Source organism: Nitrospirota bacterium (genome assembly GCA_030684575.1).
Lineage (GTDB): Bacteria > Nitrospirota > Nitrospiria > Nitrospirales > Nitrospiraceae > Palsa-1315.
The window spans coordinates 279,827-303,356 of the sequence record JAUXVD010000023.1 but is presented as its reverse complement, the minus strand read 5'-3'; the positions used below and the strand labels follow the sequence as shown (position 1 = coordinate 303,356).

Below are 23,530 nucleotides of genomic sequence, written 5' to 3'. Positions count from 1 at the left end.
ATCAGTCTCCTCACTTGCCGGTCCGTGACCATGCGCCCTCCCTTGGTAGAGCGAAGAGGGTACAGGACTGGCGGTTAGGAGGCGCGGCACCCCGCAATTCTAGTTGTCGTTACCCCGCAATTCTAATTGTCGCTGAACAGGGCTGAGCCGAGTTTGTAAACCGCAGGTTAGCTAGATATCAGGCGGAGTCGTTGGGGGGGGGCTACACAGCGCGCGTCCAACGAGGGGAGTCCGCGACCGCGCGTTTCGCGAGCACAGAGACCACTCTCAATGACCTCGCCCTCCCCTGTTCTTCCAGGCTTATTTCCCCTCGCTTCACAGGAGGGTCACCTGGTCGATCCTCAACTGCGCGCGTCGAACGAGCACATTCTGATCGTGCGCGTTCCGCGAGCAAGAGGACGACCAGGCGACCCTCCCCCTCTTGTTTGACTTCATCTCTCCGCCTTCCCTACAATCCGTTCGTGGCATCGCAATTCGTCCATCTCCATCTCCATACCCAGTTCAGTCTCCTGGACGGCGCGAATCAAATCGAGCCGCTCGTCCAGCAGATCAAAACGTTCAATCAGCCAGCCGTGGCCATGACCGATCATGGCAACATGTTCGGCGCCATCGAGTTCTACCGTAAGGCCAAAGAAGCCGGCATCAAGCCCATCATCGGCTGCGAAGCCTACATGGCGCCAGGCAGTCGATTGGCTGCCAAAGACAGCGGCCTCGCCCATAACGACTACTATCACTTGATCCTCCTGGCTCGAAACCTTACCGGCTATCAGAATCTGATCAAGCTCGTGAGTAAGGCATACCTTGAAGGATTCTACTATAAACCACGGATGGATAAGGAAATTCTGAAAGAGCACCATGAGGGACTGATTGCCCTCTCCGGCTGCTTAAGCGGCGAGATTCCCTATCTCATTGGCCAGAAAGACATGGCTGGCGCGATGGCGGTAGCCGGGGAATTTCAAGAAATCTTCGGGAAGGAACATTTCTACCTGGAAGTACAGGCGAACGGGTTGGACCATCAACGAGTCGCCAATAGTGGCCTACTTGAGATGTCCAAGAAGATGGACATCCCCCTGGTCGGCACCAACGATTGCCACTATCTGAAGAAAGAAGATTTCCGCCCACACGAACTGATGCTCTGCCTGCAAACCGGCAAGACGATCAGCGACCCGAATCGCATGAAGTTTGATACGGATCAGCTCTATGTGAAATCGACAGACGAGGTCACGGCCGCCTTTATCGAGTTCCCCGAGGCCGTCAATAATACCTGTCGCATTGCGGACAACTGCGACCTTCAACTGACGCTCAACAAAACCTATCTCCCGCAATATAAAGTGCCCGAAGGCTTTACGCGGGAAACGTACCTAGAAAGCCTGGCCCAGGCGGGACTCGCAGCCAGACTGAAAGAACGGCCCAGCCAGATCCTGCAGGCCGCCTATGAGCTGCGCCTGCGCGAAGAAATCACCATCATCTGCTCGATGGGGTTTGCCGGTTATTTCCTGATCGTGTGGGACATCATCAAGTTTGCCCGCTCGCGCAATATTCCGGTCGGGCCTGGCCGAGGCTCCGCCGCCGGAAGTCTCGTCGCCTATGCGCTGCGGATCACGGATCTCGATCCCCTCGTCTACACGCTCCTGTTCGAACGGTTCCTGAATCCGGAACGTGTGTCCCTCCCGGATATCGACATGGACTTCTGCATGGATCGCCGTAACGAGGTGATCAACTACGTGGTCGATAAGTACGGCAAAGACCATGTGGCCCAGATCATTACGTTCGGGACGCTGGGAGCGAAAGCCGCGATCCGCGACGTGGGCCGCGTGCTGGAAATTCCCTATGCCGAAGTCGATCGCGTGGCCAAGCTCGTCCCCAATCAGCTCAACATCACGCTCCAGCAGGCGCTCGATCAAGAACCGAAACTGCAAGAGCTCGTCAACACCGATCCACGGGTCAACGAGCTGATGGGAATTGCCCGCTCCCTCGAAGGACTGGCCCGCCATGCTTCGACCCACGCAGCCGGCGTCGTGATTTCCGAAGGACCGCTCACGGATCATGTGCCGCTCTACAAAGGCTCAAACGACGAAGTCGTCACCCAATATTCGATGGGCGACGTCGAAAAAATCGGGCTCGTGAAGTTCGACTTCCTGGGTCTCAAAACGCTCACCATGATCAAACGTGCCGAGGATCTGATCAATGCGGGACGTCCCGGCGCTCCTCCGTTGGTCATGGAGCAGGTGCCGTTCGACGACCCCAAGACCTTTGCCCTCCTCTCGTCCGGAAAAACCATCGGCCTCTTCCAGTTAGAAAGCTCGGGCATGCGCGACCTCCTGACCGGTCTGAAACCAGACCGCTTCGAGGACATCATCGCTATTATCGCGCTCTACCGCCCTGGCCCGATGGATCTGATCCCCGACTTCATCAAACGAAAACAGGGCAAGATCCCCATCACCTACGAAACGCCTGAGCTCGAACCGATCCTGAAGGACACCTACGGGGTCATTGTCTATCAGGAGCAGGTGATGGCGATCGCCAACAAGGTGGCAGGCTTCTCGCTTGGCCAAGCCGACATTCTCCGGCGCGCGATGGGTAAAAAGAAGCCGGAGGAGATGGAGAAGTTGCGCGCGCAGTTCATCGCTGGTGCCAAGACGAACAAGATCCCCGATAAGAAGGCGGAGAAACTCTACGAACTGATCCAGAAGTTTGCCGGCTACGGGTTCAATAAGTCGCATGCGGCGGCCTATGCCGTCGTCTGTTATCAGACCGGCTATCTCAAAGCCCATTATCCGACTGAGTTCATGGCCGCCCTGATGACGACCGACATGGGGAACGCCGACAAGATCGTGGGCTACTTCACGGAATGTCGAGACCTCAACATCAAAGTCTTGCCTCCGGACGTCAATCAAAGTCATAAAAATTTTACCGTGGTGGAGCAGGCCATCCGGTTCGGCCTGGCGGCCATCAAGAATGTCGGCGAAGGCGCCGTCGAATCGATCATCGAGATCCGAAATAATAGCGGTCCCTTTAAATCCTTCTTCGAGTTTTGCCGGCGAGTCGATCTTCACAAGGTCAACAAGCGCATGCTCGAAGGGCTGATCAAGACAGGCGCGTTCGATTCGACCGGTGCGAAACGCTCCCAACTGGCCGCCGTCCTGGATCAGGCCGTCGAAGACGGCGCGTCCGCGCAGCGCGAACGGGATCTTGGACAGACCAATATTTTCGGCGATGAGTTAGGCGGAGACGATTCGGCTGAGCCGTTGGCCGCGCCGCCACTGCCCAACATTCCTGAATGGGACCAAAGCGAGCGACTGAAACATGAGCGGGAACTGACCGGCTTCTACATCTCGTCTCATCCGCTGGCTCGTTATGAAGCCACCATGAAAGCGCTCTCGACCGCCACGACCATCAGCCTGCCGGAATCGTCGGATGGGCGAGAGGTCAAACTCTGCGGCATCATTACGACCGTCAAGAGCATGCTGACCAAAAAGGGCGACAAGATGGCCTACCTTACCCTGGAAGACCTCCTGGGCGTGGTGGAAATCATCATCTTCCCGGATCTCTACAAGAACGCCTCCGAGCTCATCGTCGTGGAACGGCTGGTGCGCATCACGGGCACGGTGGATCGGGGGGATAAAGGCACGAAGATTCGAGGGAGCAAGATCGAGCCCCTCGCCGAGGTGCAGGCGCAGGCGATCAAACGTGTCCATATTCGGCTGATCGATCACCCGGACGTGGGGGAACAGTTGCCGCGCCTCCGCGAGGTCTTTCAGCGCCACCCAGGCAACACGACCATTTCACTGACGTTACGGATGGATGTATCACAGGAAGCGGTGACTGCTCCCCTCCCGAATCTGACGATCACCCCCAGTGAACGGTTTGTGGCAGATGTTGAAGAAGTGCTAGGCAAAGGAGCCATTTTTCTGCTATCGTAGTGCGTAGTTTTCAGGATGGGGCTGAACCAGCTCCATGAGTACCATCTAGAGACCCTCACGCTCCATGCGCGACTATCTCGAGTTTGAAAAGCCGATTCGCGAGATCGAAGAAAAGATCGAAAAACTCGCGGCTGCTCCTTCCGGCAAGTCGAACCCCCAGGATGAGATCCGCAAGCTGCGGATGAAACTGGCTCAGGTCGAACATGAGCTCTACAACAAGCTGACCCCGTGGCAGCGCACACAGCTCGCCCGCCATCCGCAACGGCCCAGCACCCTCGATTACATCGGTGCGCTCTTCAGGGACTTCCTCGAGTTCCATGGAGACCGCTCGTTTGGCGACGATCGCGCCATCGTCGGAGGCTTTGCCCGATTCAACGACCGGTCGATCATGGTCATCGGCCATCAAAAAGGGAAGACCCTGAAAGAACGGATGCAGCGCAACTTTGGGATGCCGAACCCAGAAGGCTATCGAAAAGCCCTGCGCCTCATGCGGATGGCCGAGAAGTTCGGACGTCCAATCGTGACATTTATCGACACACCAGGCGCCTATCCAGGCATCGGCGCAGAAGAGCGCGGCCAGGCAGAAGCCATCGCCCGTAATATTTATGTGATGTCCCGACTCTCCGTCCCGATCGTCGCTGTCGTCATCGGTGAAGGCGGAAGCGGCGGCGCACTCGCATTGGGCGTATCAGATCGCGTCCTCATGCTGGAGCATGGTGTCTATTCGGTGATTTCACCGGAAGGCTGCGCTGCTATTCTCTGGGACGATCCGGTGAAAATTCCCGATGCGGCCTCTGCCCTGAAGATGACGGCGAAAGACCTTGTTGATCTGCACATTGTTGATGAAGTGATTCCTGAACCGCTCGGTGGCGCCCATCGCGACCCCGGTGCCATCACCGAACGAGTCGCCAAATCGCTCACGAACCAACTCTCCCAACTTTCCGAACTCTCCATCCCTGAGTTGTTAAATCAGCGAGATCAGAAGTACCGCTCCATCGGAGCCGTCAGCGGGTTAGTTGCCACACCCCAATAAGAAGCCGAATAAGGCGATTTCAGCCTGAAGGCTGATAAGTCGGAGTTCTGAGTACTTCCGCCTTACCCCCTTCAGTCTTCCACGCGATGTTTGAGCCATGCCACTGCGCCAGCACCGGCCACTCGGCCAGACGCGAAACAGGCTGTCAAGAGATACCCTCCGGTCGGCGCCTCCCAATCCAGCATCTCTCCTGCGCAAAAAAATCCTGGCAGCTTGCGGACCATCAATCGTCTGTCGAGTGCCTCGAAGGGCACGCCACCAGCCGTGCTGATCGCTTCCTCTAGTGGACGCGGGCTGACCAGTCGCAGCGGCAGCGATTTAATCGCAGCGGCCAGCCGAGCCGGATCTGCAAAATCCTCCTTCGACACCACTTCACGAAGCAGCCCTGCCTTCACACCTTCGATGTGGGCCTGTCGCTGAAGGTGCGTTGCCATCGTGCGTTTTCCACGCGGCCTCGATAAGTCGTGTGTCAGGCGCGGCACGTCGCGATCGGGCGCTAGATCGAGACGCAATGTCGCCACGCCCTTCGCCAGAATCTCGTCGCGCAACGCGGCGGATACTGAGTAGATCACGCCGCCCTCTACACCGGTCTCCGTGATGATGAACTCGCCGGGATGCCAGGACTCGGCACCGGCATCATTTCGCAGAATAATCGCGACCGATTTAACCGGCTGTCCGGCGAACTTCATTCGGAAATGCTCGCTCCAGCCTACGTCAAACCCGCAGTTCGCTGGCTGTAAGGGCGAGATCTGAAGGCCGCGCCCTGACAGCAACGGTACCCATGACGCATCAGAGCCAAGCTTCGGCCAGCTGCCGCCGCCGAGCGCGAATATCACGGCATCGGCTTGAACCGAACGGTTTCCCTCTGGCGTGACAAAACATGGAGCTCCCTGCGCATCCCAGCCGGACCACCGATGGCGCATATGGAATCGCACGCCGGATTGTCGCAAGCGGCGAAGCCATGCACGCAACAACGGCGCAGCCTTCAAATCCTTGGGGAACACCCGACCCGAAGAGCCCACAAATGTTTCAATGCCGAGACCGCGAACCCATATCTGCAACGCGTCAGGCCCGAAAGACGCGAGCAAGGACTCGACTTGGGCCCGACGCGCACCATAACGTGAGAGAAATTTTTCAGAAGGCTCCGAATGCGTGAGATTCAGGCCACCTTTCCCAGCCAGGAGAAATTTGCGACCGACCGACGCCATGGCGTCGTAGAGATCGACCTCTACCCCTGCAGCACGTGCCGTTTCCGCAGCCATGAGCCCAGCCGGTCCACCCCCAATAATGGCAATGTTCATCGTTGTTCCAATCATGGTGTCTTGTCTGATCCGCGCCGCCAATCCGGCGTTCTGACTGAATACATCGCGGGACCCTACATGTAGGCGCGTGGTGGGTCAAGTATAGGCATCGCCAGCTGAAGAAACGCTAGGGTTTTACCGTTCTCACCCGCTATACTGAGCAAATGGATGAACAGACTGCGGGAGAAGTGGTCGAGCTACGAGTCAGTTACCGGTATGTAATGGCACACCCCTGGGTGGTCCAGGCGATCGGTGGATTCTTGTCCGCCTATTTCATGGAGCATCCGGACTTTCGCGTGCAACGACATATGGAGGAACTGGAATCCGGAGGCCACCTCTGGGTCTGCGAGGTGCCGCCCAGCATGAAGGTCCTCAGGCTCTTGAAACGATTGAAGGAAGATATCCCCCCCTGTCACACCAGACAGATCGCCACCGACCCTCCCGCAATGCCACGCTATCTCATCGATTGTCCTGAATAGACCATCACATCAGGCCCGTAGCCGCACGTGCATGAACGATCGCATCTTCCTAGTGGCGAATGAACGTGAAGGAATGTTACATATCTCCTATGTATTGGAAACTTGTCCTCGGATTCATCGCTCTGCCGCTTGCGATGGGCGCATGCGCCATCTCTGCGGCCTCAACGTTGAACAGCAATGTTCCCCATCTTCCCCGACCCGATCATATTGTGCTGGTAATTGAAGAGAATCACTCCTATAGCCAGATTATCGGTTCGCCCGATGCGCCGTACATCAACGAGCTGGCAGCACAGGGCGCGTTGTTCACGCAATCCTTCGGCATCACCTACCCGAGCCAACCGAACTATCTCTCGCTGTTTTCAGGATCGACGCAAGGCATCACCGACAACTCCTGTCCCCAGACTTTCACGACGGCCAATCTCGGACATGCGCTGTTGTCAGCGGGGCTGACGTTCGTCGGATATTCCGAAGACATGCCAGAAGCCGGCTCGCTCATCTGCAGCATAGGGCTCTATGCACGTAAACATAACCCCTGGGTCAATTGGCAAGACAGCCTTACCAACGGCCTCCCCGCAACGGTCAATCAGCAGATGACCAGTTTCCCCACTGATTTTGCCAGACTCCCGACCGTGAGCATCGTCGTGCCGAACCAGATCAACGACATGCACCATGGAAAGAATCCGGAGGCAATTCAGAACGGCGATCGTTGGCTTCAGGAACACCTGATGTCCTACGTGCAATGGGCTCAACAGCACAACAGTCTGCTGATCGTGACCTGGGACGAAAGCAATAAGACCGAGAACAATCGAATCCCGACCCTCTTCATCGGCCCCATGGTACAAGCCGGCCGCTACGACCAGAAGATCTCGCATCACAACGTCTTGCGCACGATCGAAGACCTCTATGGCCTGTCCCACTCCGGTGCAAGCGCCGACGCAGCCCCCATCACCACGATCTGGAAGACGCCTCCCCGTTCGTAACGGCTACGCTTCTACATGGTAGTCCGTGCGACCGAACAAGGCATTTCTCCGTGTATCGCGACTAGCCTGTCGCCGTCTCCAACGAACTAAACATAATGACGGCTTACGACGGACGGATAGCCTGTACGTGGTTGTTGGCCTGGATAACCTAGACTCGCTAACGTGAGACCCTATTCAGGCTAAAGCTATTGTCACTACACACCGACATACTCATGTAGCGGGAGTTCTTCTAGGGCCTGTTCTCATGCGAGCATGACATGATGTCCCTCTGCAATCGTCATCACCGAACGTATGCCGGTACATGTTGCAACGGCAGATCGATGGATCGATTTGACCGGCTAGCATTATTGACGGACCGATGCCGGGGTGGTCATCGAGTCATCCTGCAGTCGGAGGGATAGCGATGAAGGGCTTGCGGGGACGATTGTCTTGTTCGCCACTTCCGCTCAACGTGATGATCGTCCTCTGTATCTGGCTGTTGGTTGCTGGACTTGCCTGGGCTGACTCCTTCGACCTGACCGATGATGTTGGAATCCCGTTCGTCAGTGCAGGTGTCATCGTCGACTCAGACGGTGATGAGGTCCGTGAGAAGCTTGAGGCTCTTTGGGCGAGCGGGGTCCTTTCTGGACACATGCCTCCGACTGCGAGACCGCACCTATTGGCGGAGTTGAGCCCACGCTTCTCCCTTGAACCATCGCACATTCCTCTCTACCAGCAATTGTGTTCGTTCCGTATCTGATCTTTTCCTGTCCCCTTCCAGTCCGTCCTCCTTTATCTCTGTATCGCTCGAATCCTTGTACGTCGCACTGTCCTGCGAAGAGGAACATCGATGATTGAACGCTTGATACAGTTTTCACTCAGTCAACGGCTTTTTGTCTGTGTGTTCGGGCTCATGCTGATGTGTAGCGGGCTCTACGCCTTTCACGTCCTCGATGTCGTGGCCTACCCTGATCCCTCCCCGCCTATGATCGAGGTCATCACACAGTATCCCGGCTGGTCTTCGGAACAGATCGAGCGGGCCATCACTCTCCCGATTGAGATCGGACTCCAGGGTATGCCAGGCCTGACCGACATCCGTTCACTCTCGATCTTCGGGCTAAGCGACATTAAGGTCTACTTCGACTTTAGCACGGACTATATTCGGGATCGTCAGGAAGTCCTCAACCGGCTCCAGATGATTTCACTTCCCCAGACCATCCAGCCGACGATCTCCCCCTGGTCAGCGATTGCGGAAATCTATCGATATGAACTGGTCGGTGAGAAGAAGAGCCTGACCGATCTCAAAACGATACAGGACTGGCAGATCCGCCGGGAGTTTAAGCGGATACCGGGAGTCATCGATGTCTCGACGTTCGGCGGGACCACGAAGGAGTACCACGTTGAGTTGGATCCAGGACAGCTGATCAGTTACGACATCACGTTGGACCAGGTCATCGACGCGCTGGCCAAGAACAACACGGATGTCGGAGGTAATTACCTCACGCAGGGTGGGCAAAATTTCAACATTCGCGGGATGGGACTGATCAAAAATCTTGACGATATTACGACTGCGGTGGTGGCCGAAAAATCAGGCACACCCGTGCTGGTCAGGAATCTCGGTGAAACCAGTATGGGATATCGCGTTCGACTGGGCAAAGTGGGGATCGATGATCGAGATGACGTGGTGGAGGGAGTGGTGCTTCTCCAGCGAGGGGCCAAGGCCTTGCCGATACTGGAGGAAGTCCATCGAAAGGTGGATGAACTCAACAAGGGAAAATTGCCACAAGGCGTTAGCCTGAAGACCTTTTATGATCGGACCGTGCTGATCCATACGACGATTGAGACCGTCGTGGATGTGCTCATCGCTGGAATTCTTCTGGTGTCGATCATCCTCTATGTGTTTTAGGGCATTTTCGAACGGCGATGATCGTGGCACTCACGGTGCCTGTTGCCCTGCTGTTTACATTTTGTTTTTTGGTGGCTCGGGGAGACTCAGCGAACCTGATCTCACTCGGCGCAATCGACTTCGGCATCATTGTCGATTCGACGCTCATCATGGTTGAAAGTATTTTCTCCCATCTCGCACACAAGCGCAGCCATGGCCTCACGGTGCCCATGCATATCATGCGGGCCGCCCGCGAAGTCGGCCGTCCCATCTTCTTTGCCACGACCATCATCATCGTCGCCTTCGTGCCGTTGTTTACCATGACCGGGGTACCGGGGAAGATTTTCGCGCCGATGTCGCTTACCTATGGATTGGCCTTGACCGGAGCATTACTCATGGCCTTCACGCTGGCCCCGGCGCTCTGCTCCTTTCTCCTCACCGGTCCTATTCAAGAACGCGACACGAAAATCGTAGAAGTGATCAAGCGATGGTACCTGGCCGTGCTGGCCTGGGCCCTCGATCGTCCGCGGGTGGTAATTAGCCTGGCCATCGCAGTATTGGTATTTGCCATGTGCCTGGTGCCGCTCATCGGCGGAGAATTTATGCCGGCATTAGAAGAAGGGAATATCTGGGTGCGGACGACCATGCCGGTGGATATTTCGTTCGAAGAAGCGAGTCGGCTCGTGACGCAGGTTCGGGCAGTCTTCAAGCAGGTTCCCGAAGTGGTCAGTGTGGCCTCTCAACTCGGTCGTCCAGACGACGGGACCGACCCAACCAGTTTTTTCAATGCAGAATTCCTGGTGAACCTTAAGAAAAAATCGGAGTGGCGGGCGACCGTGCCGTCTAAGCGGAGTTTGATCGATGAGATCGAGCGCGAACTCTCGGCGATTCCCGGGGTCACGTTTAATTTTTCTCAAGCGATTCAAGATAACGTGCAAGAAGCCATGTCCGGAGTCAAAGGCGAGAATGCCGTGAAGCTCTTTGGTAGCGATCTGCGAACATTGGAAAAGGAGGCCGCCAAGATCAAGCAGGTGATGGAGAAGGTGCCCGGAGTGAAAGATCTAGGAGTGTTGAATCTGCTGGGCCAACCGAATCTCATCATTGAGATCGATCGCCAAGCCTGCGCACGTTATGGGCTCAAGGTCGGCGACGTCACCGACGTCGTGCAGGCAGCCATCGGTGGACAGGCCATCACACAGGTGTATGAAGGCGAGAAATGGTTCGATCTCGTCGTCCGGTTTAAACAGGAATATCGTCGTGACGCGGATGCGATCGGCAATATCCAGGTCAGTACCCCGGAGGGTGCGAGAATCCCGATCAAACAGCTGGCGGCGATTACAGAGCAGACAGGGGCCTTCATCGTGTATCGGGAGAACAACGAGCGCTACATCCCTATCAAATTTAGCGTGCGGGGAAGAGATTTAGAGGGGACCGTCACGGATGCGCAACAACGGATCGCCGAACAGGTGACGTTGCCAGAGGGCTATCACATCGAATGGCATGGAGAGTTTGACCAGTTTCAGGGAGAGAAACGACGGCTCCTCATCATCGTGCCCATCACGCTCCTGATCATCCTGTTGCTCGTGTATTTCGTCTTCAATTCCATCCGCGACGCACTACTCGTCTTGGCGTCCGTACCCTTTGCCCTCGTGGGAGGGGTATTGGCGCTGGCCATCACGGGGACCCACTTCAGCATCTCCGCCGCCGTCGGGTTTATCTCGCTCTTTGGAGTGGCCGTTCAGGGGGGACTTATTTTTGTGACCAGGATTCGCGATCTAGTCGGAGAAGGACACGACGTCAAGACCGCGATCATGAAAAGCGCCGAAGCGCGGATGCGCCCAGTCTTGATGACCTCATTGGCAGCGGCGATAGGACTGCTGCCTGCGGCGGTCGCCACGGGTATCGGGGCCCAGTCCCAACAGCCGTTGGCCCGCGTCGTGGTGGGGGGCATGCTGACATCGGCGGTATTGATCCTTGTCGTGCTGCCGCTGTTCTATCAATGGCTGCATCGCGAGAAAGATCCTGAGCGCTGATCCAGAATCAGCGCTTGAACCCAGTCGGATTACCACTCTGCCAGCGCCAGGCATCCGTGCACATCGCACGAAGCCCGCGTTCGGCCCGCCAACCCAATAGGTCTTCGGCCCGTTGAGGATCGGCATAACAGGACGCAATGTCTCCAGGCCTCCGCGGCGCGACCGTATAGGGGACTGGCCGACCACTAGCCTGCTCGAATGCTCGCACAATATCCAGCACGCTATAGCCCGTGCCGGTGCCAAGATTCACCGTCAGACAGTCTGCGTTCGCCGCTAGTCGCTCAAGCGCCTTGAGGGCCTTGAGATGGCCCAAGGCTAGATCGACCACATGAATGTAATCTCGCACACCGGTCCCGTCCGGAGTGGGGTAATCGTTGCCCCACACATTGAGGGAGGCTCGCCGCCCCACGGCCACTTGAGCCACGAAGGGCATTAAATTATTGGGGATGCCCTGCGGGTCTTCTCCGATCAAGCCGCTGGCATGTGCGCCCACCGGATTGAAATAGCGCAAAATGGCGAGTTTCCAGGACGTATCGCTGCGATGCAGATCTCGCAAGATCTCCTCAATCATCAGCTTCGTGCGGCCATAGGGATTCGTGGCGGAGAGCGGGTGGTCTTCGGTGAGCGGCAAGCGGATCGGGTCGCCATACACCGTAGCGGAGGAGCTAAAGACGAGAGTCTTCACGCCACATTCACCCATCGCCTCTAACAGGCGCAGAGTGCCGACTACGTTGTTATCATAGTAGGACAGCGGCTGTGCGACCGACTCCCCTACAGCTTTGAGGCCGGCGAAGTGGATCACCGCAGTGGCCCCACTCTGCCGTAAGGCTGCCACTAACTCGGTACGGTTGCGGATGTCGCCTTGCACCAGATGCAGCGTCTTCCCCGTGATTCGTCTTACTCGCGCCAATGCTTCTGGATGGCTATTAGAGAAGTTATCGAACACCGTCACGTCGCAACCGGCATCAAGCAGTTCCACGCAGGTATGCGACCCGATATAACCGGCGCCGCCTGTCACGAAAATCATAATGGCCTACCCCAGGGTGAGATGACTGCAGCCTATCAGACACATCAAGAGCGTCAAGAAATGACCGGCATTCTGCTCACTCCTTCTCACTCAAATCATTGAGGAGGGGTTTGACAGGTTGCTGCCGGTCAGCCTTCGGCAGGAGATGTGGGGAAGAAACCAGGCACCAGCGATCACGATCGACGCCATCCAAATAGGACATTGCTCTTTGATCACAATGCCATGCGAACAGGCAAAGACTGGTGAGATCGTACCTACGGTGTCTTGAGCGCAGCTGATGTATCACCCGTGCCGATGAAGATTCGAAGGAGAGAGCCGTCGGTGGAACGCATGGGTCACCTCCAGATCACAAAGGCTGACGTATAGCCGAGCCAGACTGCGCCAAGACCCAGTAACACTTGCGCCCCGACATTCATCAATGCGAGTGCCGCGTCTCCGTCCCGGATCAAATTCATCGTTTCATTGCCGAAGGCCGAGAAGGTCGTAAACCCGCCGAGAATGCCCACAAGCAGAAAGGCTCGTGTATCGGTGCCGATGAGCGCGCGAACGTCGGCAAGTTCCGACAGAAATCCGATGAAGAAACAGCCAAGGATATTCACGGCCAACGTGCCGTAGGGAAACGCGATACTCTGGCTGAGTGCTTGCACTGAGCCACTCACAAGATAACGAAGCACAGAGCCGATGAACCCACCGGCCCCTATGAGTAAGAGTTTCGTCATCGTGTGGCTCTATGCAGAGGCTCCGTGCGGCCTAAGTGTATATCAACCTGAGAAGAATCGCACTTCTCGCAAGAAGCCCGCATGGTCCTTCGCTCCATAGTATAAAACCAGATCCATGAGGCCGCCATATGAGACCCTCTCACCCCAGTCACAGTATTCGAGGGTTACGCCTGAGGCTTCTCTGTTGCCTGAGCGGTGGGTTCGCCTGAGAGTTTCTTGTGGAGGTGTTTTCGGCTGAGCGTCGTGATTAAAAAGGCGAGCCCAACCGCGAGAGGCACAAACAAGGCAGCTGCAATATGCGCATTGCGGAGCCATCCCATCTCTTGCAGTCCCTTGAAGATATAGCCAATCAGGCCGCTGAGGTAATAGGCGATCACAATGACCGACAAGCCTTCCACCGTATGCTGGAGGATCGCCTGGCTCTTCGTCGTCTTGTCGACGCTCACCAAGAGGGTCAGATTCTGGGCTTGGAGCATGAGATCGACGCGGGCTCGAATGATGGAAATAATCCCTTCAAATCCGCTGCGCAGGGTGTCGATCCGCTTCAGGAGTTGCTGATAGCCCTCTGCCACACCGGTCACCCCACTCAACACATAGTCGGACATCGGGCGGTACGAGGGAAGGATGCGTTCGTCGAGCGACGCCAACGTCCGGTGGACAATCTTGTCGTAGGGCACAGAGGCGGACAATTCGAAATGCAGCTTGCCGGACATCCTGGTGGTCTTCAATAAATCTTTTGTCAGCGCATTGAGCCAACGCTGGAGCGTCAGGGAATCGGCATGGCCGATGTGTTCAGTGATGATTTCCCGTTGCTTCAAATGCACCTGTTCGAACTTATACGTCTGATCGATGGCCGCCGAGCTCAAGGGCTTTTGCATGAGCAGTAAGTGATAATAGGTTTCGATCCTGACAATCGCATCGACGATATCTTTGAGATGAGATTTGTTTGCCCTCGCTGCTCCCACACTGACCCAATAATGTTCTCGCCCGTACTCGTCCGGCGTGAAGCTGGTCACCAGCGCGGTCTCCTCATCGAGAATCCGGCTACCATAGAGGACCGGGCCGGGGAACAGCGGGCGCAACGCCTCGCTGTTGGGTAACGTTTCAGCCATGAGCACGATATCCAAACGGCAGACTTCTGCCCCGAGCGGCGTGATGGGAAACCGATAGTCGGGGAAGGTCATCGGGCCAAACGAGATCCTCGCAGCCTGGGGGGGAGGAATATGCCAAATTTGATAACTATAGTATTCGGTGTGCGCTTGCCAGATCATAATGAGTCGATCGCCTGACGTCGCCGTCTTCACGCCATATCCGAATGTGTCATGAAGGACCATCGCATCCGCAGAGACCGCAAAGGCCTCCAAGAGAGACATGAACTCGGCACGACTCGCAGGCCGCTGCACGGGTGGATCGGTCATGCGAAAGGCTTCGTAATGGACGTGCGCAGGGGCTTGCAGCCAGTCAGCCAACGGCATCTGTGGCCGCTCATGCAGCTTCCGTATCAGTTCGCTGGTACTCGGCTCAATCATACGACAACCCTTCAGAGTGAGTGAGAAAGAGAACGTTTTGCCAGGCTACTGTCTTGCAACTGTCCTGTCAACCGATTGCCGGCCAGGATCGATGCATCCGGCACGACGGGACAGATAGAATTCCTCCATCTACATCGCTTTCAAAATACTGACCAAATAACCGCCCTCAAGATAGTCTGGATCCTTGGTCTGCTCATACACATCCAGAATAACTGCCGACGGGTAATAGACGGACGAGAGCAATGCAAAGAACTTCTGCGGCTGCAGATGGGACTGTTTCGCCCTCAGTGACCCTTCCTCGAACTTGGTCGACAACTGGTCGAAGCACTTCAAATCCCGCCTTCCGGCTTGACTATAGTCCACGCGCACACAGAGGCCCCCCTTGCGCAATAGAAGGCGCAGATTTCTCGATACCACACGGCTCATGAATAGGGAATCGTAGAGATTCTCGACATCCTCAACCTCCCCTTCCTGTTTCATCGCTAACAGACCAGCGAGGGCTCGATCTTTGGGAAAGCGCGTTTCAAACTGACGACGCTCGCTGGGGACTGCCACGATATTGGGAAAGGTGAAGGCAATGATGTCGGCCTTTGGTCTGGTCACGGAGAAGTCCGGCAGCTGTGCGCGGCGAAACTCGATGGGTGCGGGGCGGCCCTTTCGTGTGGCGCGAGCCCAGGCCTCCGCCTCACGCAGCATCAATTTCGACCCATCGATGCCGAGGAAGTCCCAGGCCGGGAGGAGATTGACGAGCTGTTTCATCAGAAGGCCGGTACCACATCCGTAATCGATGATCAGACCGCTCTCCTTTTTTGCGTACTTGGCCACCTGGCTCGCAATATTCGTATACGCGGCCGCATGCGCCGCATTACGCGTCTGATCCACCCACCATTGACCGACCTTTGAATTATAGGCCCCAAACCCCTCAGCCAATTTTTCCGTAAAATCTATCTGTGACATAGGTCTCCCAATCCTCAATGAGTGTTCGCAGGATGTTGTAATCGCCGGTCAATCGTCGAGGCTTGGACGGAGAAGGAACGGGCCATAGATGAGGGCAAAGAGTAGATAGGCGCCGCTCCAACTCATCGCGGCGAGTCCCAGCACAAGGTGGGAGGAGTCGAGGGACGGCCCGAAGACCCGCAACAACGCACCGAGGTTGACCAAGAGGTAGATGCAGATCGTCAGGGGCCCCGCATGTTTGGGGCGTCCCGTATGGCCCAGGCTGGCGCGAGTCATCACGGCAAGGGTCATCACACCCACGGCGCCGGCCGTGAGCGCATGTATCGCATCTGTTATTGGTAGGCCTACACCAAGAATGGCGCTTCCCATGACCAATAACGCGAACACCACCCACCCAAATCCCACATGTAGGGTCAGCACCAAGGGCTCACGCCAGGTCAGCCACCCGTACCAGCGTAATAGGCGAACCAGATTGAACAACCCGGCTGCACCCCACAACCAGCCTGTCATCAGAGCTTGCGGTTGAACAACCCAGCACAGAGCAGCAATCGCTACGAGCACAACCGACAGTCCATCAACAGGCGAAAAAGGCGCAGGCTGTTCGGCTCGCCCCTGTTCGATAAGAAAATCGCGAGTGAAACTTGGGGTAACGCGCCCACCGATGGTCGACAGCAATACCAGGACCAGAGCAATGCCCATTCGCTCGGCAGCGTCCGTCTCCTCGCTGTTCAACGTCCAGACATGAAACAAGACGTTAGCGCAGGCATAGAGGCTGACGAGCATTCCGATCGGTGCTTGAGGCCAACTCTTCCCTGCAATGATCTCTCGCCAGGCCAGCCCCGCCACGGCGACCAGGAACGCCCCATCAATGATTGAGGACAAGAGCGGCGAAAGAAACGGAACGGCCATCACCACCCGTCCGGCCAGCCACAAGGCCCACAACGACAACAGTTCGCTTCCTCTGATCGGCGTACGGTCGGTCCAGTTGGGAATGGCCGTGAGCAAGAAGCCTGTGATCACCGCAGGCAGAAAACCAAAGACCATCTCATGCACGTGCCAGTCCCGTACAGCAGAGAGGAGTTCCGGATCAGGAACTCCCATAAGAATGACGATCCAAGCCGGGATCGCCAGTCCAGCAAACAGCGCCGCACTCAAAAAGAACGGTCTGAATCCGTACGAAAAGAACGCTGGTCCCTGATACTGTGATTGGTCGTTCGTCTGGTCAGTCATAGAGCAAGAAGAGCATCCCTGAAAATCGCGGTAGTCTACGTGTTGTCAGGAGCCCGATCAACTGTCATCAGCTACTGACAGGGGATTTGCCAGACATGATTGTCAGGCCTACCTCGTCTGTGGTTTCATCACGACCATGGCTGCCTTCCCTACCCTCAGAACTGGACGTCTCTTGCTCAGACAATTTCATTCGAGCGATGCACCAGAGGTTCAACGGCTGGCCGGAGTAAAAGAGGTCGCGTCCGGCACATTTCTCCCCCATCCCTATCCAGCCGGCACCGCTGAGCAATGGATTGCGAGCCAGCAGGAGGAATTCGACGCAGATACATTCGTCAACTTTGCGATCGTGCTCCTCACGCAGGAGATCCTGATCGGATCGATCGGATTGGCCATCGTGGCCGAACACCAGCATGCACGCTTGGGCTATTGGCTTGGCCTGCCCTATTGGAATCACGGGTATGCGACGGAAGCGGTCGAGGCGGTGCTTGCCTATGGGTTCTACCAGCGACAGCTGCACCGGATCTACGCTCCGCACTTTCAGCGCAACCCCGCATCAGGCCGGGTGCTTCAGAAAGTCGGCATGACCTACGAAGGCAGGATGCGCGAACATTACAGGCGCTTCGGCGAGTTTGTGGAGATTGAGCTGTACGGGATACTTGAGCAGGACTTTCACCGCTGATAGATGGTCCAACCCTTTCGAAGTCCAGCTTCCGAATCGCTGGAAACATGAGTCTGCCGCCTTCAGTCATCGATTGAAAACTTATTCGGGAACTGAGCGGCCAATCCATAGTCAGGGTATCGACCACCACATACATATGTGACTTCATGCCCGTCCAGGTGTCACGCTCATGCGTGTCATCGCCTGCCTTCAATTGTTGAAACTGCTGGATGTGGTATGCGGCATGAGTCGTCAGCCGACCCATGACGGCATCCTGCGGCCAGTTTTGGTTGGGTCCACTCAAGAAACGTCGAGATCTCCACAGCATTAGCCGTGAGATATGTTGCCGCCGCTTCTTGCTGGAGACAGCATGTATCGCCCTAACTTCCGGCAGGTCCATCGCGCACAGATTTCTTGATGCTGTTCACGGAACCGCACCAGCGTTGACTTAACAATGATGTCAGACATATTTCTCGAACTAGCATCAGCGTATTAATTTAGAAGATTGTACTCATGCTGGCCCCTGCTTTACCGGCAATAGAAGCGTACTTCTTTGGCAGCGTTACCTCCAATTTCCGGCACAGGACCGGTCAGACAGGGACAATCGCCAGACAATTTCTGGCATCAAATCGTCAAGTCCCTGGATTATCGTGAGTATTAAAGACAACGAATCCTCGCACGATGGCATGGCGATTGCGACATCATGAGTTTCGTAACGAGAACGACCAGAACGTTGGAGGGGCAGGATGAAAGGAGTAATTTTCGTGGACCGAGGAAAGACCGGGGGCAGGCATCGATCGCCACCATGTTCACTCGTGCCACTTCCACATCTGGCATGGCTCCTGAGCCCAATGCTCATCACTGGGCTATGGGGTTGCGGGCCTGCTACGTCTGAGCACACCACGAATCAAGCGCCTCGCGCTAACGCGAGCCTGTGGTCACAGCCGCAACCAATTGTGCCACCAGCTCCATTGCCGGTCTCCGTGGTTCTCCACGTGCCTCCCACGTCGAACCTCGCGCCAGCACCAACAGGGCAAGAAGAGCCGCCACAGCCTGAACAACTGATCATGCCCGCCTGGATTGCGCAGGCCCTGGAAGATCCGGACGCCTCCGTGCGACTGCGTGCTCTGAACAAGTTGGCGCAGCAGGGATCTCAGGCACCTCTGGAACCGTTGATTGTAGCGTTGGACGACGAAGACGATGGCGTACGGACCAAAGCGATGGCGATCATCGAGCAGAACTGGGAGGCCGAGCAGGAGGGCGAGTTCGAGGCGAAAAGGTAAGACGGGATTGAGTGGTACGGGAATCGATGGACAAAGAAGCGGAAGAGACCAAGCGCGTCACGAAAGACGCGTGGGCCCAGTGTCTGTCAGTCAGTGCAATCACACGATCACCAAGTAGGAGGAGCATCATGATGCAATCTAGAGGAAGTAGATGGTTAGGTGGATTTGGAGCGGTGGTTCTCATCGGAGGCCTTGTCCTGTCGAATTACGGCGAGGGCGTCACGCCAGCAGAAGCACACAGCTACCAGAACCCTTTCAAGCAAATACTGGCCAAGCTTAACGAGATCCTGACAAAACTCAACAGTAGTGGCGGAAGCGGAACTGGCAATCATACGATGCGGTGGGACACTCAGAATCCATCAATGTCTCGTTTTACCGTCTTGACGGACTTTGGAGGCGCAGCGGTAAGGGATAATAATACCGGACTGGTCTGGGAGCAATCACCGACTATGCTCACGCCAGGGCCCACCTGGAGCGATGCCCGCCTTCAATGTGTCGACAAGAACGTCGGAGGCACAAGAGGGTGGCGTCTCCCCTCGGTGGTGGAGTTGGCAAGCCTGATCGACCCGTCGTTGCCGCCACCCTTCGTTCCAGCCGTATTTACAGGTGTCTACCAGGCTCCCTACTGGTCGGCAACGTCGAATGCAGAGAGCTCTACCACCAAGTTTGCCATAAACTTCCAGGATGGCCTCGTAGGTCTGAGCAGTAAATCCACTGGCAACCACCTCTGGTGTGTCCGCGGTTCGATGCAAGAGTCTGCCTACTGAACAATTATCATTGGATCTATCTGCTTAGGGGGCAGGGGGCATCTGCCCCCTGCCCCCTCGACGATCATCTCACCGCCTCAGGCCTTCGAGTGCATGACTGATACTGTAATATCTTACGTTTCTCTTGGAATTGCCTCTTCTCAGCTCCATAATACAGAAAACAATAGACTGAGGCAGACAGGGCCCAGGCGTTACTCACTATACTTGCTTGGTGCCGTTAGCTTTTCACCGAACATATCTATCTGATAATGCGGCATACCATCACTCTACGTACCCATCGTTGCTAGCTATCATACATTCGGAGTGTCTCGACCACAAAGGATCTTGAATCCCAGGCAATGGACTCCCCAAAAATACAATCTCGAAAGGCCCGTGTGCTTCTCCGTGTCCGGGTCGAATTCGAAGGAGGAGCCTCCGGCCAAGCGGTCAACGGCGAAGGCCACTCCACTGACCTGAATGTCACGGGATGCAGCGTGGAGAGTACTCATAGCCTCTCCCCTGGCATCTATATAGCCTTGCGCATCTACCTGCCTGATTCTGCTCAACCGGTGAACGTGACTCTGGCACGAGTGCGCTGGACCAATGACACCTCATTCGGCGTCGAATTCATTCAGTTGCCGCACAACGATCAACTACGCCTCAATGAGTTAACCCTGGACATCCTCGAGGAAGAGGCCACATCGTTACATCAGACACCGCTCAATCCTCAGATTGGTCGATACACGATCCTGCTCGTCGACGATGATCCCGCCATGCGTCACCTCTGCAGTACTTTGCTGGCACGAGATGGGTTCAACGTCTTACAGGCGTCCGGCAGTACGGAAGCCATGGCAATCTGTGCGGAATATGAAGGGGACATTCACATTGCATTGGTCGATGTGCTGTTGCAGCCACCAGCCGTTCAAAAGCTCGATAGCTCCCGGGTGCATGGCCATACCCTCGCCAAGCACCTCACGGCTACGCTCAAAGGACTCCGAACGATCATGATGTCGACCAATTCGAAAGCCTCACTCGCCAACAATGGCATCGATCTGAGTGAGGTGCCCTTTCTCCTCAAACCGTTCAGCCACGAAAAGATGATGGCCGTCATCCGGCAACAGTTAGAGAGCCGGACAGATTCTGTGGCTTCCTAGCCCGTCCCTATCGATTCCTACGACCCCCTCTCTTGCCTTCTACTCACCTTCCAACGAACAACACAGCTGACAGTGCGAGTCCTACGCAAAGACCGGCATGACCTATGCGGCCCTAGCGGGATGCCCAGGTTTCAAAAGAGTCTCCCCGTGATAGGTTCACTGTAGTCAGGCCTACAGGCAGGAAGACAATATAGTGCGTCCTCGCTCCATCCTCCTCATTGACGACAACGATCAGATCCGTACCCTCCTTCGTCGGGTACTGGAAGAGGCCGGGTACTTCGTCATGGATGCGGCCAATGGCCGTGAAGGCATTCAACAGTTCCGAGAAACTCCCGCCGAACTCGTGATCACGGACCTGCTCATGCCTGACAGCGACGGTTTGGAGGTCACGATGACGTTGCGGCGTGAATCGCCTCACGTAAAGATCATCGCTCTGACTGGCGGCGTGGGAAATCTCAACCTTCTTGAAGTGGCCAAACTTCTGGGCGCGCATCGCACGATGAAGAAGCCCTTTGAGATGACCGATTTGCTGGAAGCCGTGCAGCAGGTGTTACAGGAGGGACTACAGCACAAAGAACCTGGATCACAAGATATCCCGTGATCGACGCAGCCTGATGACAATCGGTGTTTGAGGAGACCAGACGCTAGCAGTCAGCGTCCCGCAGGTTCAATTTGCGGGCATGGACTGCAGTGGGAACGACCCCTCCCCCCCGCGCCCTACCGTACAACACAGGCTCACGATCCTTCTGTTTCTGTTTTTGTTTGCGAGCGAGAGCGGCAATCTGCTTCAAAACCGCCACTTCGTGCCGACGGCAAATGCCATGTGTGGCCATCGTATAGGGATTGGACTCGATCACGCCGATGAGTGCCTGCTTTCCTTCTTCTTCGCACCATGCACAGAGAATGTTCATCGCACCGCTGCTCCAAGATCAATATGTATGGACTCCACTACATACGGACTATGAGCAAGGCCGATGCCAACACTCGGATGCACAAATAGTGATGTAATGGAGGAACCCTAGGTCTGCTAACGAATGTGAGTTGTAACTTCGAAGGGTAATGAGTACAGGCACAAAGGAGAGTCAGACCTGCTCACTGGTCATACGAAGGGGAGAAGGGCTCTTCACTCAAGTACCGCATGTCAAAAGAAAAGAGCCTATGGAGTATGGTTGATCGTTTTCCAGCAGGACAAGTAGAGGATTGTCATCATCGTATTTACGCCATTCTGGATTAGTCCTACGTGAGACGAGTCTCATTTCCAGAGACAGAATGACCGCAGCTGAATTCACACAGGTATCGACGCTGACTCTTTTCCCCTCGTGATCACTCGTGCCGACATGTTCGTTGACGGTCTTCACGACGGCCCGAGGCTGTCATCAACCCGGGCAGAGAAAATTCACTTTCGCGATGAACTTCTCTCGCGCTTGTCGCTCCGAATGGAGCATTTGTCTTGCGTGTGCCCCTGCCTATTCAGCGAGTTTTGCCGGTCTTCTGACCCCTCTCCCGCGAGATCATGTTCATGCTCATGGCCGCCACGGCGAGGCGGTCGACAAGCAGCATTGATCCGTTCGATGTGAGCCAGCTCCTCTTCCCAGTAAGTCGGCAATCCATTCCAAGGATTGAGGCAAGAAGGCTGGCTGGGCCCGCAATCGGTCACGTAGACATAGCCGATGTTTCGCTCCACAGCGAGATCAATGGCATGCTTCATGTTCTTGATCCCTGTCACGTCATAGAGCAAGAAGGCAAAATTTTTGCGCGGGTATCGCCTCACATACGAATCGGGGATATAGGCCTCCCAGCCCAGGTTATTTTCGAAAATCACGGATGTCTCCGTCGCTGGCCTCGCAAAATACTCTTCATTCGTACGCGTACCAGGGCCGATCACCACCGACCTAAATTCTGGATTACTGAACGAGTGGATAGAGTCGTAGGCCAGCTTATAGTAGTTGGCAATCGCATTCGGATCAACACCAGTCGTGGGGTATCCGCTTGCGGCCTCATCAAGGAAAATCCCATCCACATTAAAGTGGTCATGATAGAGGCTCACGTCGGTATCCACCTGGCTCAAGGGCGCCAACCCATCACGATTCGCATAATTGGTGCGGACGTACCCCAACATCTTCACACCGGCCGCGCGTAAATCGCGCAGGCCGACAACGTAATCTCCGTTAGGGGGACCGCCGCCAGGCCCATTACTCGGATTGATGACAGCGGTGATCGGCACGCGACTATTTGCTGCGGCAATATCGTCCCAGATATACCTGTTGGGATCGTTGCTCCGAAGGCCCGCGTTATACCAAGTCGGATAGTTGTAAAGGGGAATCAAGAGCTCTGCTTGGGAAAGGCTTCTTGCGGGGACCCCGTATTCGACTCAGAACATGAAAGCACTGGAGTCACCAGCGCAAGACCGGCCATCAGTCTCGCAAACAGGTCTCCCCAATTCTTCCTGGCAATCCAGCTCATTCGCTAGCGGGTAGAACTCAAGACAAGATTTGCGTGAGACACTGCCATTGAATTAGCAGCACAGTCTTCCAGAAGCCTAGTCGTCAACTTGAAGTCCGTCAAAGCAAATGGCGGTTTCAGAGCAGTATTGGGATAGTGCCTCGCTAGTGGA

Annotated in this window: 18 protein-coding genes and 1 pseudogene; 11 read left to right on the top strand and 8 right to left on the bottom strand. The window is 55.8% G+C overall.

The features are described 5' to 3' along the window. Positions 1 to 461 precede the first annotated feature (461 nt). Both dnaE and Q8N00_18230 read left to right on the top strand, forming a co-directional pair. The gene (gene dnaE / locus Q8N00_18235) at positions 462 to 3,923 is read left to right on the top strand and encodes a DNA polymerase III subunit alpha (GenBank protein MDP2384725.1); all 3,462 of its coding nucleotides are present in this window, start codon (positions 462 to 464) and stop codon (positions 3,921 to 3,923) included. Between the two features lie 64 nt (positions 3,924 to 3,987). Beyond that, positions 3,988 to 4,956 (top strand): acetyl-CoA carboxylase carboxyltransferase subunit alpha, encoded by a 969-nt coding sequence (locus Q8N00_18230; GenBank protein ID MDP2384724.1) that lies wholly within the window; start codon positions 3,988 to 3,990, stop codon positions 4,954 to 4,956. Between the two features lie 71 nt (positions 4,957 to 5,027). Here the strand turns inward: Q8N00_18230 and Q8N00_18225 are convergent, their stop codons facing one another. Beyond that, entirely contained in the window at positions 5,028 to 6,257 is a 1,230-nt protein-coding gene (locus Q8N00_18225; protein ID MDP2384723.1) for a TIGR03862 family flavoprotein, read from the bottom strand. Between the two features lie 164 nt (positions 6,258 to 6,421). Between Q8N00_18225 and Q8N00_18220 the strand changes: the two genes are divergently transcribed. The 4 genes and pseudogenes from Q8N00_18220 to Q8N00_18205 all read left to right on the top strand — a co-directional run bounded on the left by Q8N00_18220 (position 6,422) and on the right by Q8N00_18205 (position 11,613). After that, complete coding sequence (locus Q8N00_18220) at positions 6,422 to 6,736, top strand: hypothetical protein (protein ID MDP2384722.1); 315 nt, start codon at positions 6,422 to 6,424, stop codon at positions 6,734 to 6,736. An 89-nt stretch (positions 6,737 to 6,825) separates the two neighbouring features. Continuing rightward, complete coding sequence (locus tag Q8N00_18215) at positions 6,826 to 7,716, top strand: alkaline phosphatase family protein (GenBank protein ID MDP2384721.1); 891 nt, start codon at positions 6,826 to 6,828, stop codon at positions 7,714 to 7,716. 403 nt (positions 7,717 to 8,119) lie between these two features. Then, positions 8,120 to 8,455 carry a hypothetical protein gene (locus tag Q8N00_18210; GenBank protein MDP2384720.1) on the top strand — a complete coding sequence of 112 codons (336 nt, stop codon included), beginning with the start codon at positions 8,120 to 8,122 and terminating at the stop codon, positions 8,453 to 8,455. Between the two features lie 159 nt (positions 8,456 to 8,614). Then, positions 8,615 to 11,613: pseudogene (locus Q8N00_18205) on the top strand (CusA/CzcA family heavy metal efflux RND transporter). 7 nt (positions 11,614 to 11,620) lie between these two features. On the opposite strand, the gene galE reads toward Q8N00_18205, so the two are convergent. The 5 genes from galE to Q8N00_18180 all read right to left on the bottom strand — a co-directional run bounded on the left by galE (position 11,621) and on the right by Q8N00_18180 (position 17,075). Next, positions 11,621 to 12,640, bottom strand: a complete 1,020-nt coding sequence (gene galE, locus Q8N00_18200; protein ID MDP2384719.1) for a UDP-glucose 4-epimerase GalE — start codon at positions 12,638 to 12,640, stop codon at positions 11,621 to 11,623. A gap of 335 nt (positions 12,641 to 12,975) precedes the next feature. Further along, positions 12,976 to 13,359, bottom strand: coding sequence for a fluoride efflux transporter CrcB (crcB, locus tag Q8N00_18195; GenBank protein ID MDP2384718.1), 384 nt, complete (start codon positions 13,357 to 13,359; stop codon positions 12,976 to 12,978). Positions 13,360 to 13,523: 164 nt separating this feature from the next. Further along, on the bottom strand, positions 13,524 to 14,888 hold the full coding sequence (locus Q8N00_18190) for a DUF3422 family protein (GenBank protein ID MDP2384717.1): 1,365 nt from the start codon (positions 14,886 to 14,888) through the stop codon (positions 13,524 to 13,526). A 129-nt stretch (positions 14,889 to 15,017) separates the two neighbouring features. Further along, positions 15,018 to 15,845: a class I SAM-dependent methyltransferase gene (locus Q8N00_18185; GenBank protein ID MDP2384716.1), complete on the bottom strand. Its 828-nt coding sequence runs from the start codon at positions 15,843 to 15,845 to the stop codon at positions 15,018 to 15,020. Between the two features lie 48 nt (positions 15,846 to 15,893). Continuing rightward, on the bottom strand, positions 15,894 to 17,075 hold the full coding sequence (locus Q8N00_18180) for an NnrS family protein (GenBank protein MDP2384715.1): 1,182 nt from the start codon (positions 17,073 to 17,075) through the stop codon (positions 15,894 to 15,896). A 172-nt stretch (positions 17,076 to 17,247) separates the two neighbouring features. Between Q8N00_18180 and Q8N00_18175 the strand changes: the two genes are divergently transcribed. The 5 genes from Q8N00_18175 (at position 17,248) to Q8N00_18155 (ending at position 21,517) form a co-directional block, all read left to right on the top strand. Beyond that, a complete protein-coding gene (locus tag Q8N00_18175; protein ID MDP2384714.1) occupies positions 17,248 to 17,754 on the top strand; it encodes a GNAT family N-acetyltransferase in 507 nt (168 codons plus the stop codon). 935 nt (positions 17,755 to 18,689) lie between these two features. After that, positions 18,690 to 19,016, top strand: coding sequence for a HEAT repeat domain-containing protein (locus Q8N00_18170; GenBank protein ID MDP2384713.1), 327 nt, complete (start codon positions 18,690 to 18,692; stop codon positions 19,014 to 19,016). Between the two features lie 128 nt (positions 19,017 to 19,144). Further along, on the top strand, positions 19,145 to 19,783 hold the full coding sequence (locus Q8N00_18165) for a DUF1566 domain-containing protein (protein ID MDP2384712.1): 639 nt from the start codon (positions 19,145 to 19,147) through the stop codon (positions 19,781 to 19,783). Positions 19,784 to 20,121: 338 nt separating this feature from the next. Next, positions 20,122 to 20,916 carry a response regulator gene (locus Q8N00_18160; protein ID MDP2384711.1) on the top strand — a complete coding sequence of 265 codons (795 nt, stop codon included), beginning with the start codon at positions 20,122 to 20,124 and terminating at the stop codon, positions 20,914 to 20,916. A 193-nt stretch (positions 20,917 to 21,109) separates the two neighbouring features. Next, positions 21,110 to 21,517, top strand: a complete 408-nt coding sequence (locus Q8N00_18155; GenBank protein MDP2384710.1) for a response regulator — start codon at positions 21,110 to 21,112, stop codon at positions 21,515 to 21,517. Between the two features lie 43 nt (positions 21,518 to 21,560). On the opposite strand, the gene Q8N00_18150 is transcribed toward Q8N00_18155, so the two are convergent. Then, positions 21,561 to 21,827 carry a hypothetical protein gene (locus tag Q8N00_18150; GenBank protein ID MDP2384709.1) on the bottom strand — a complete coding sequence of 89 codons (267 nt, stop codon included), beginning with the start codon at positions 21,825 to 21,827 and terminating at the stop codon, positions 21,561 to 21,563. 485 nt (positions 21,828 to 22,312) lie between these two features. Beyond that, positions 22,313 to 23,242 (bottom strand): spherulation-specific family 4 protein, encoded by a 930-nt coding sequence (locus Q8N00_18145; protein MDP2384708.1) that lies wholly within the window; start codon positions 23,240 to 23,242, stop codon positions 22,313 to 22,315. Positions 23,243 to 23,530: the final 288 nt, after the last annotated feature.

Coding starts and splice junctions, on each gene's coding strand:
- Q8N00_18150 (MDP2384709.1), bottom strand. CDS start 21,827: ATGAACATTCTCTGTGCATGGTGCGAAGAAGAAGGAAAGCAGGCACTC.
- Q8N00_18215 (MDP2384721.1), top strand. CDS start 6,826: ATGTATTGGAAACTTGTCCTCGGATTCATCGCTCTGCCGCTTGCGATG.
- Q8N00_18165 (MDP2384712.1), top strand. CDS start 19,145: ATGATGCAATCTAGAGGAAGTAGATGGTTAGGTGGATTTGGAGCGGTG.
- Q8N00_18185 (MDP2384716.1), bottom strand. CDS start 15,845: ATGTCACAGATAGATTTTACGGAAAAATTGGCTGAGGGGTTTGGGGCC.
- Q8N00_18230 (MDP2384724.1), top strand. CDS start 3,988: ATGCGCGACTATCTCGAGTTTGAAAAGCCGATTCGCGAGATCGAAGAA.
- Q8N00_18210 (MDP2384720.1), top strand. CDS start 8,120: ATGAAGGGCTTGCGGGGACGATTGTCTTGTTCGCCACTTCCGCTCAAC.
- Q8N00_18180 (MDP2384715.1), bottom strand. CDS start 17,075: ATGACTGACCAGACGAACGACCAATCACAGTATCAGGGACCAGCGTTC.
- crcB (MDP2384718.1), bottom strand. CDS start 13,359: ATGACGAAACTCTTACTCATAGGGGCCGGTGGGTTCATCGGCTCTGTG.
- galE (MDP2384719.1), bottom strand. CDS start 12,640: ATGATTTTCGTGACAGGCGGCGCCGGTTATATCGGGTCGCATACCTGC.
- Q8N00_18190 (MDP2384717.1), bottom strand. CDS start 14,888: ATGATTGAGCCGAGTACCAGCGAACTGATACGGAAGCTGCATGAGCGG.
- Q8N00_18160 (MDP2384711.1), top strand. CDS start 20,122: ATGGACTCCCCAAAAATACAATCTCGAAAGGCCCGTGTGCTTCTCCGT.
- Q8N00_18225 (MDP2384723.1), bottom strand. CDS start 6,257: ATGAACATTGCCATTATTGGGGGTGGACCGGCTGGGCTCATGGCTGCG.
- Q8N00_18220 (MDP2384722.1), top strand. CDS start 6,422: ATGGATGAACAGACTGCGGGAGAAGTGGTCGAGCTACGAGTCAGTTAC.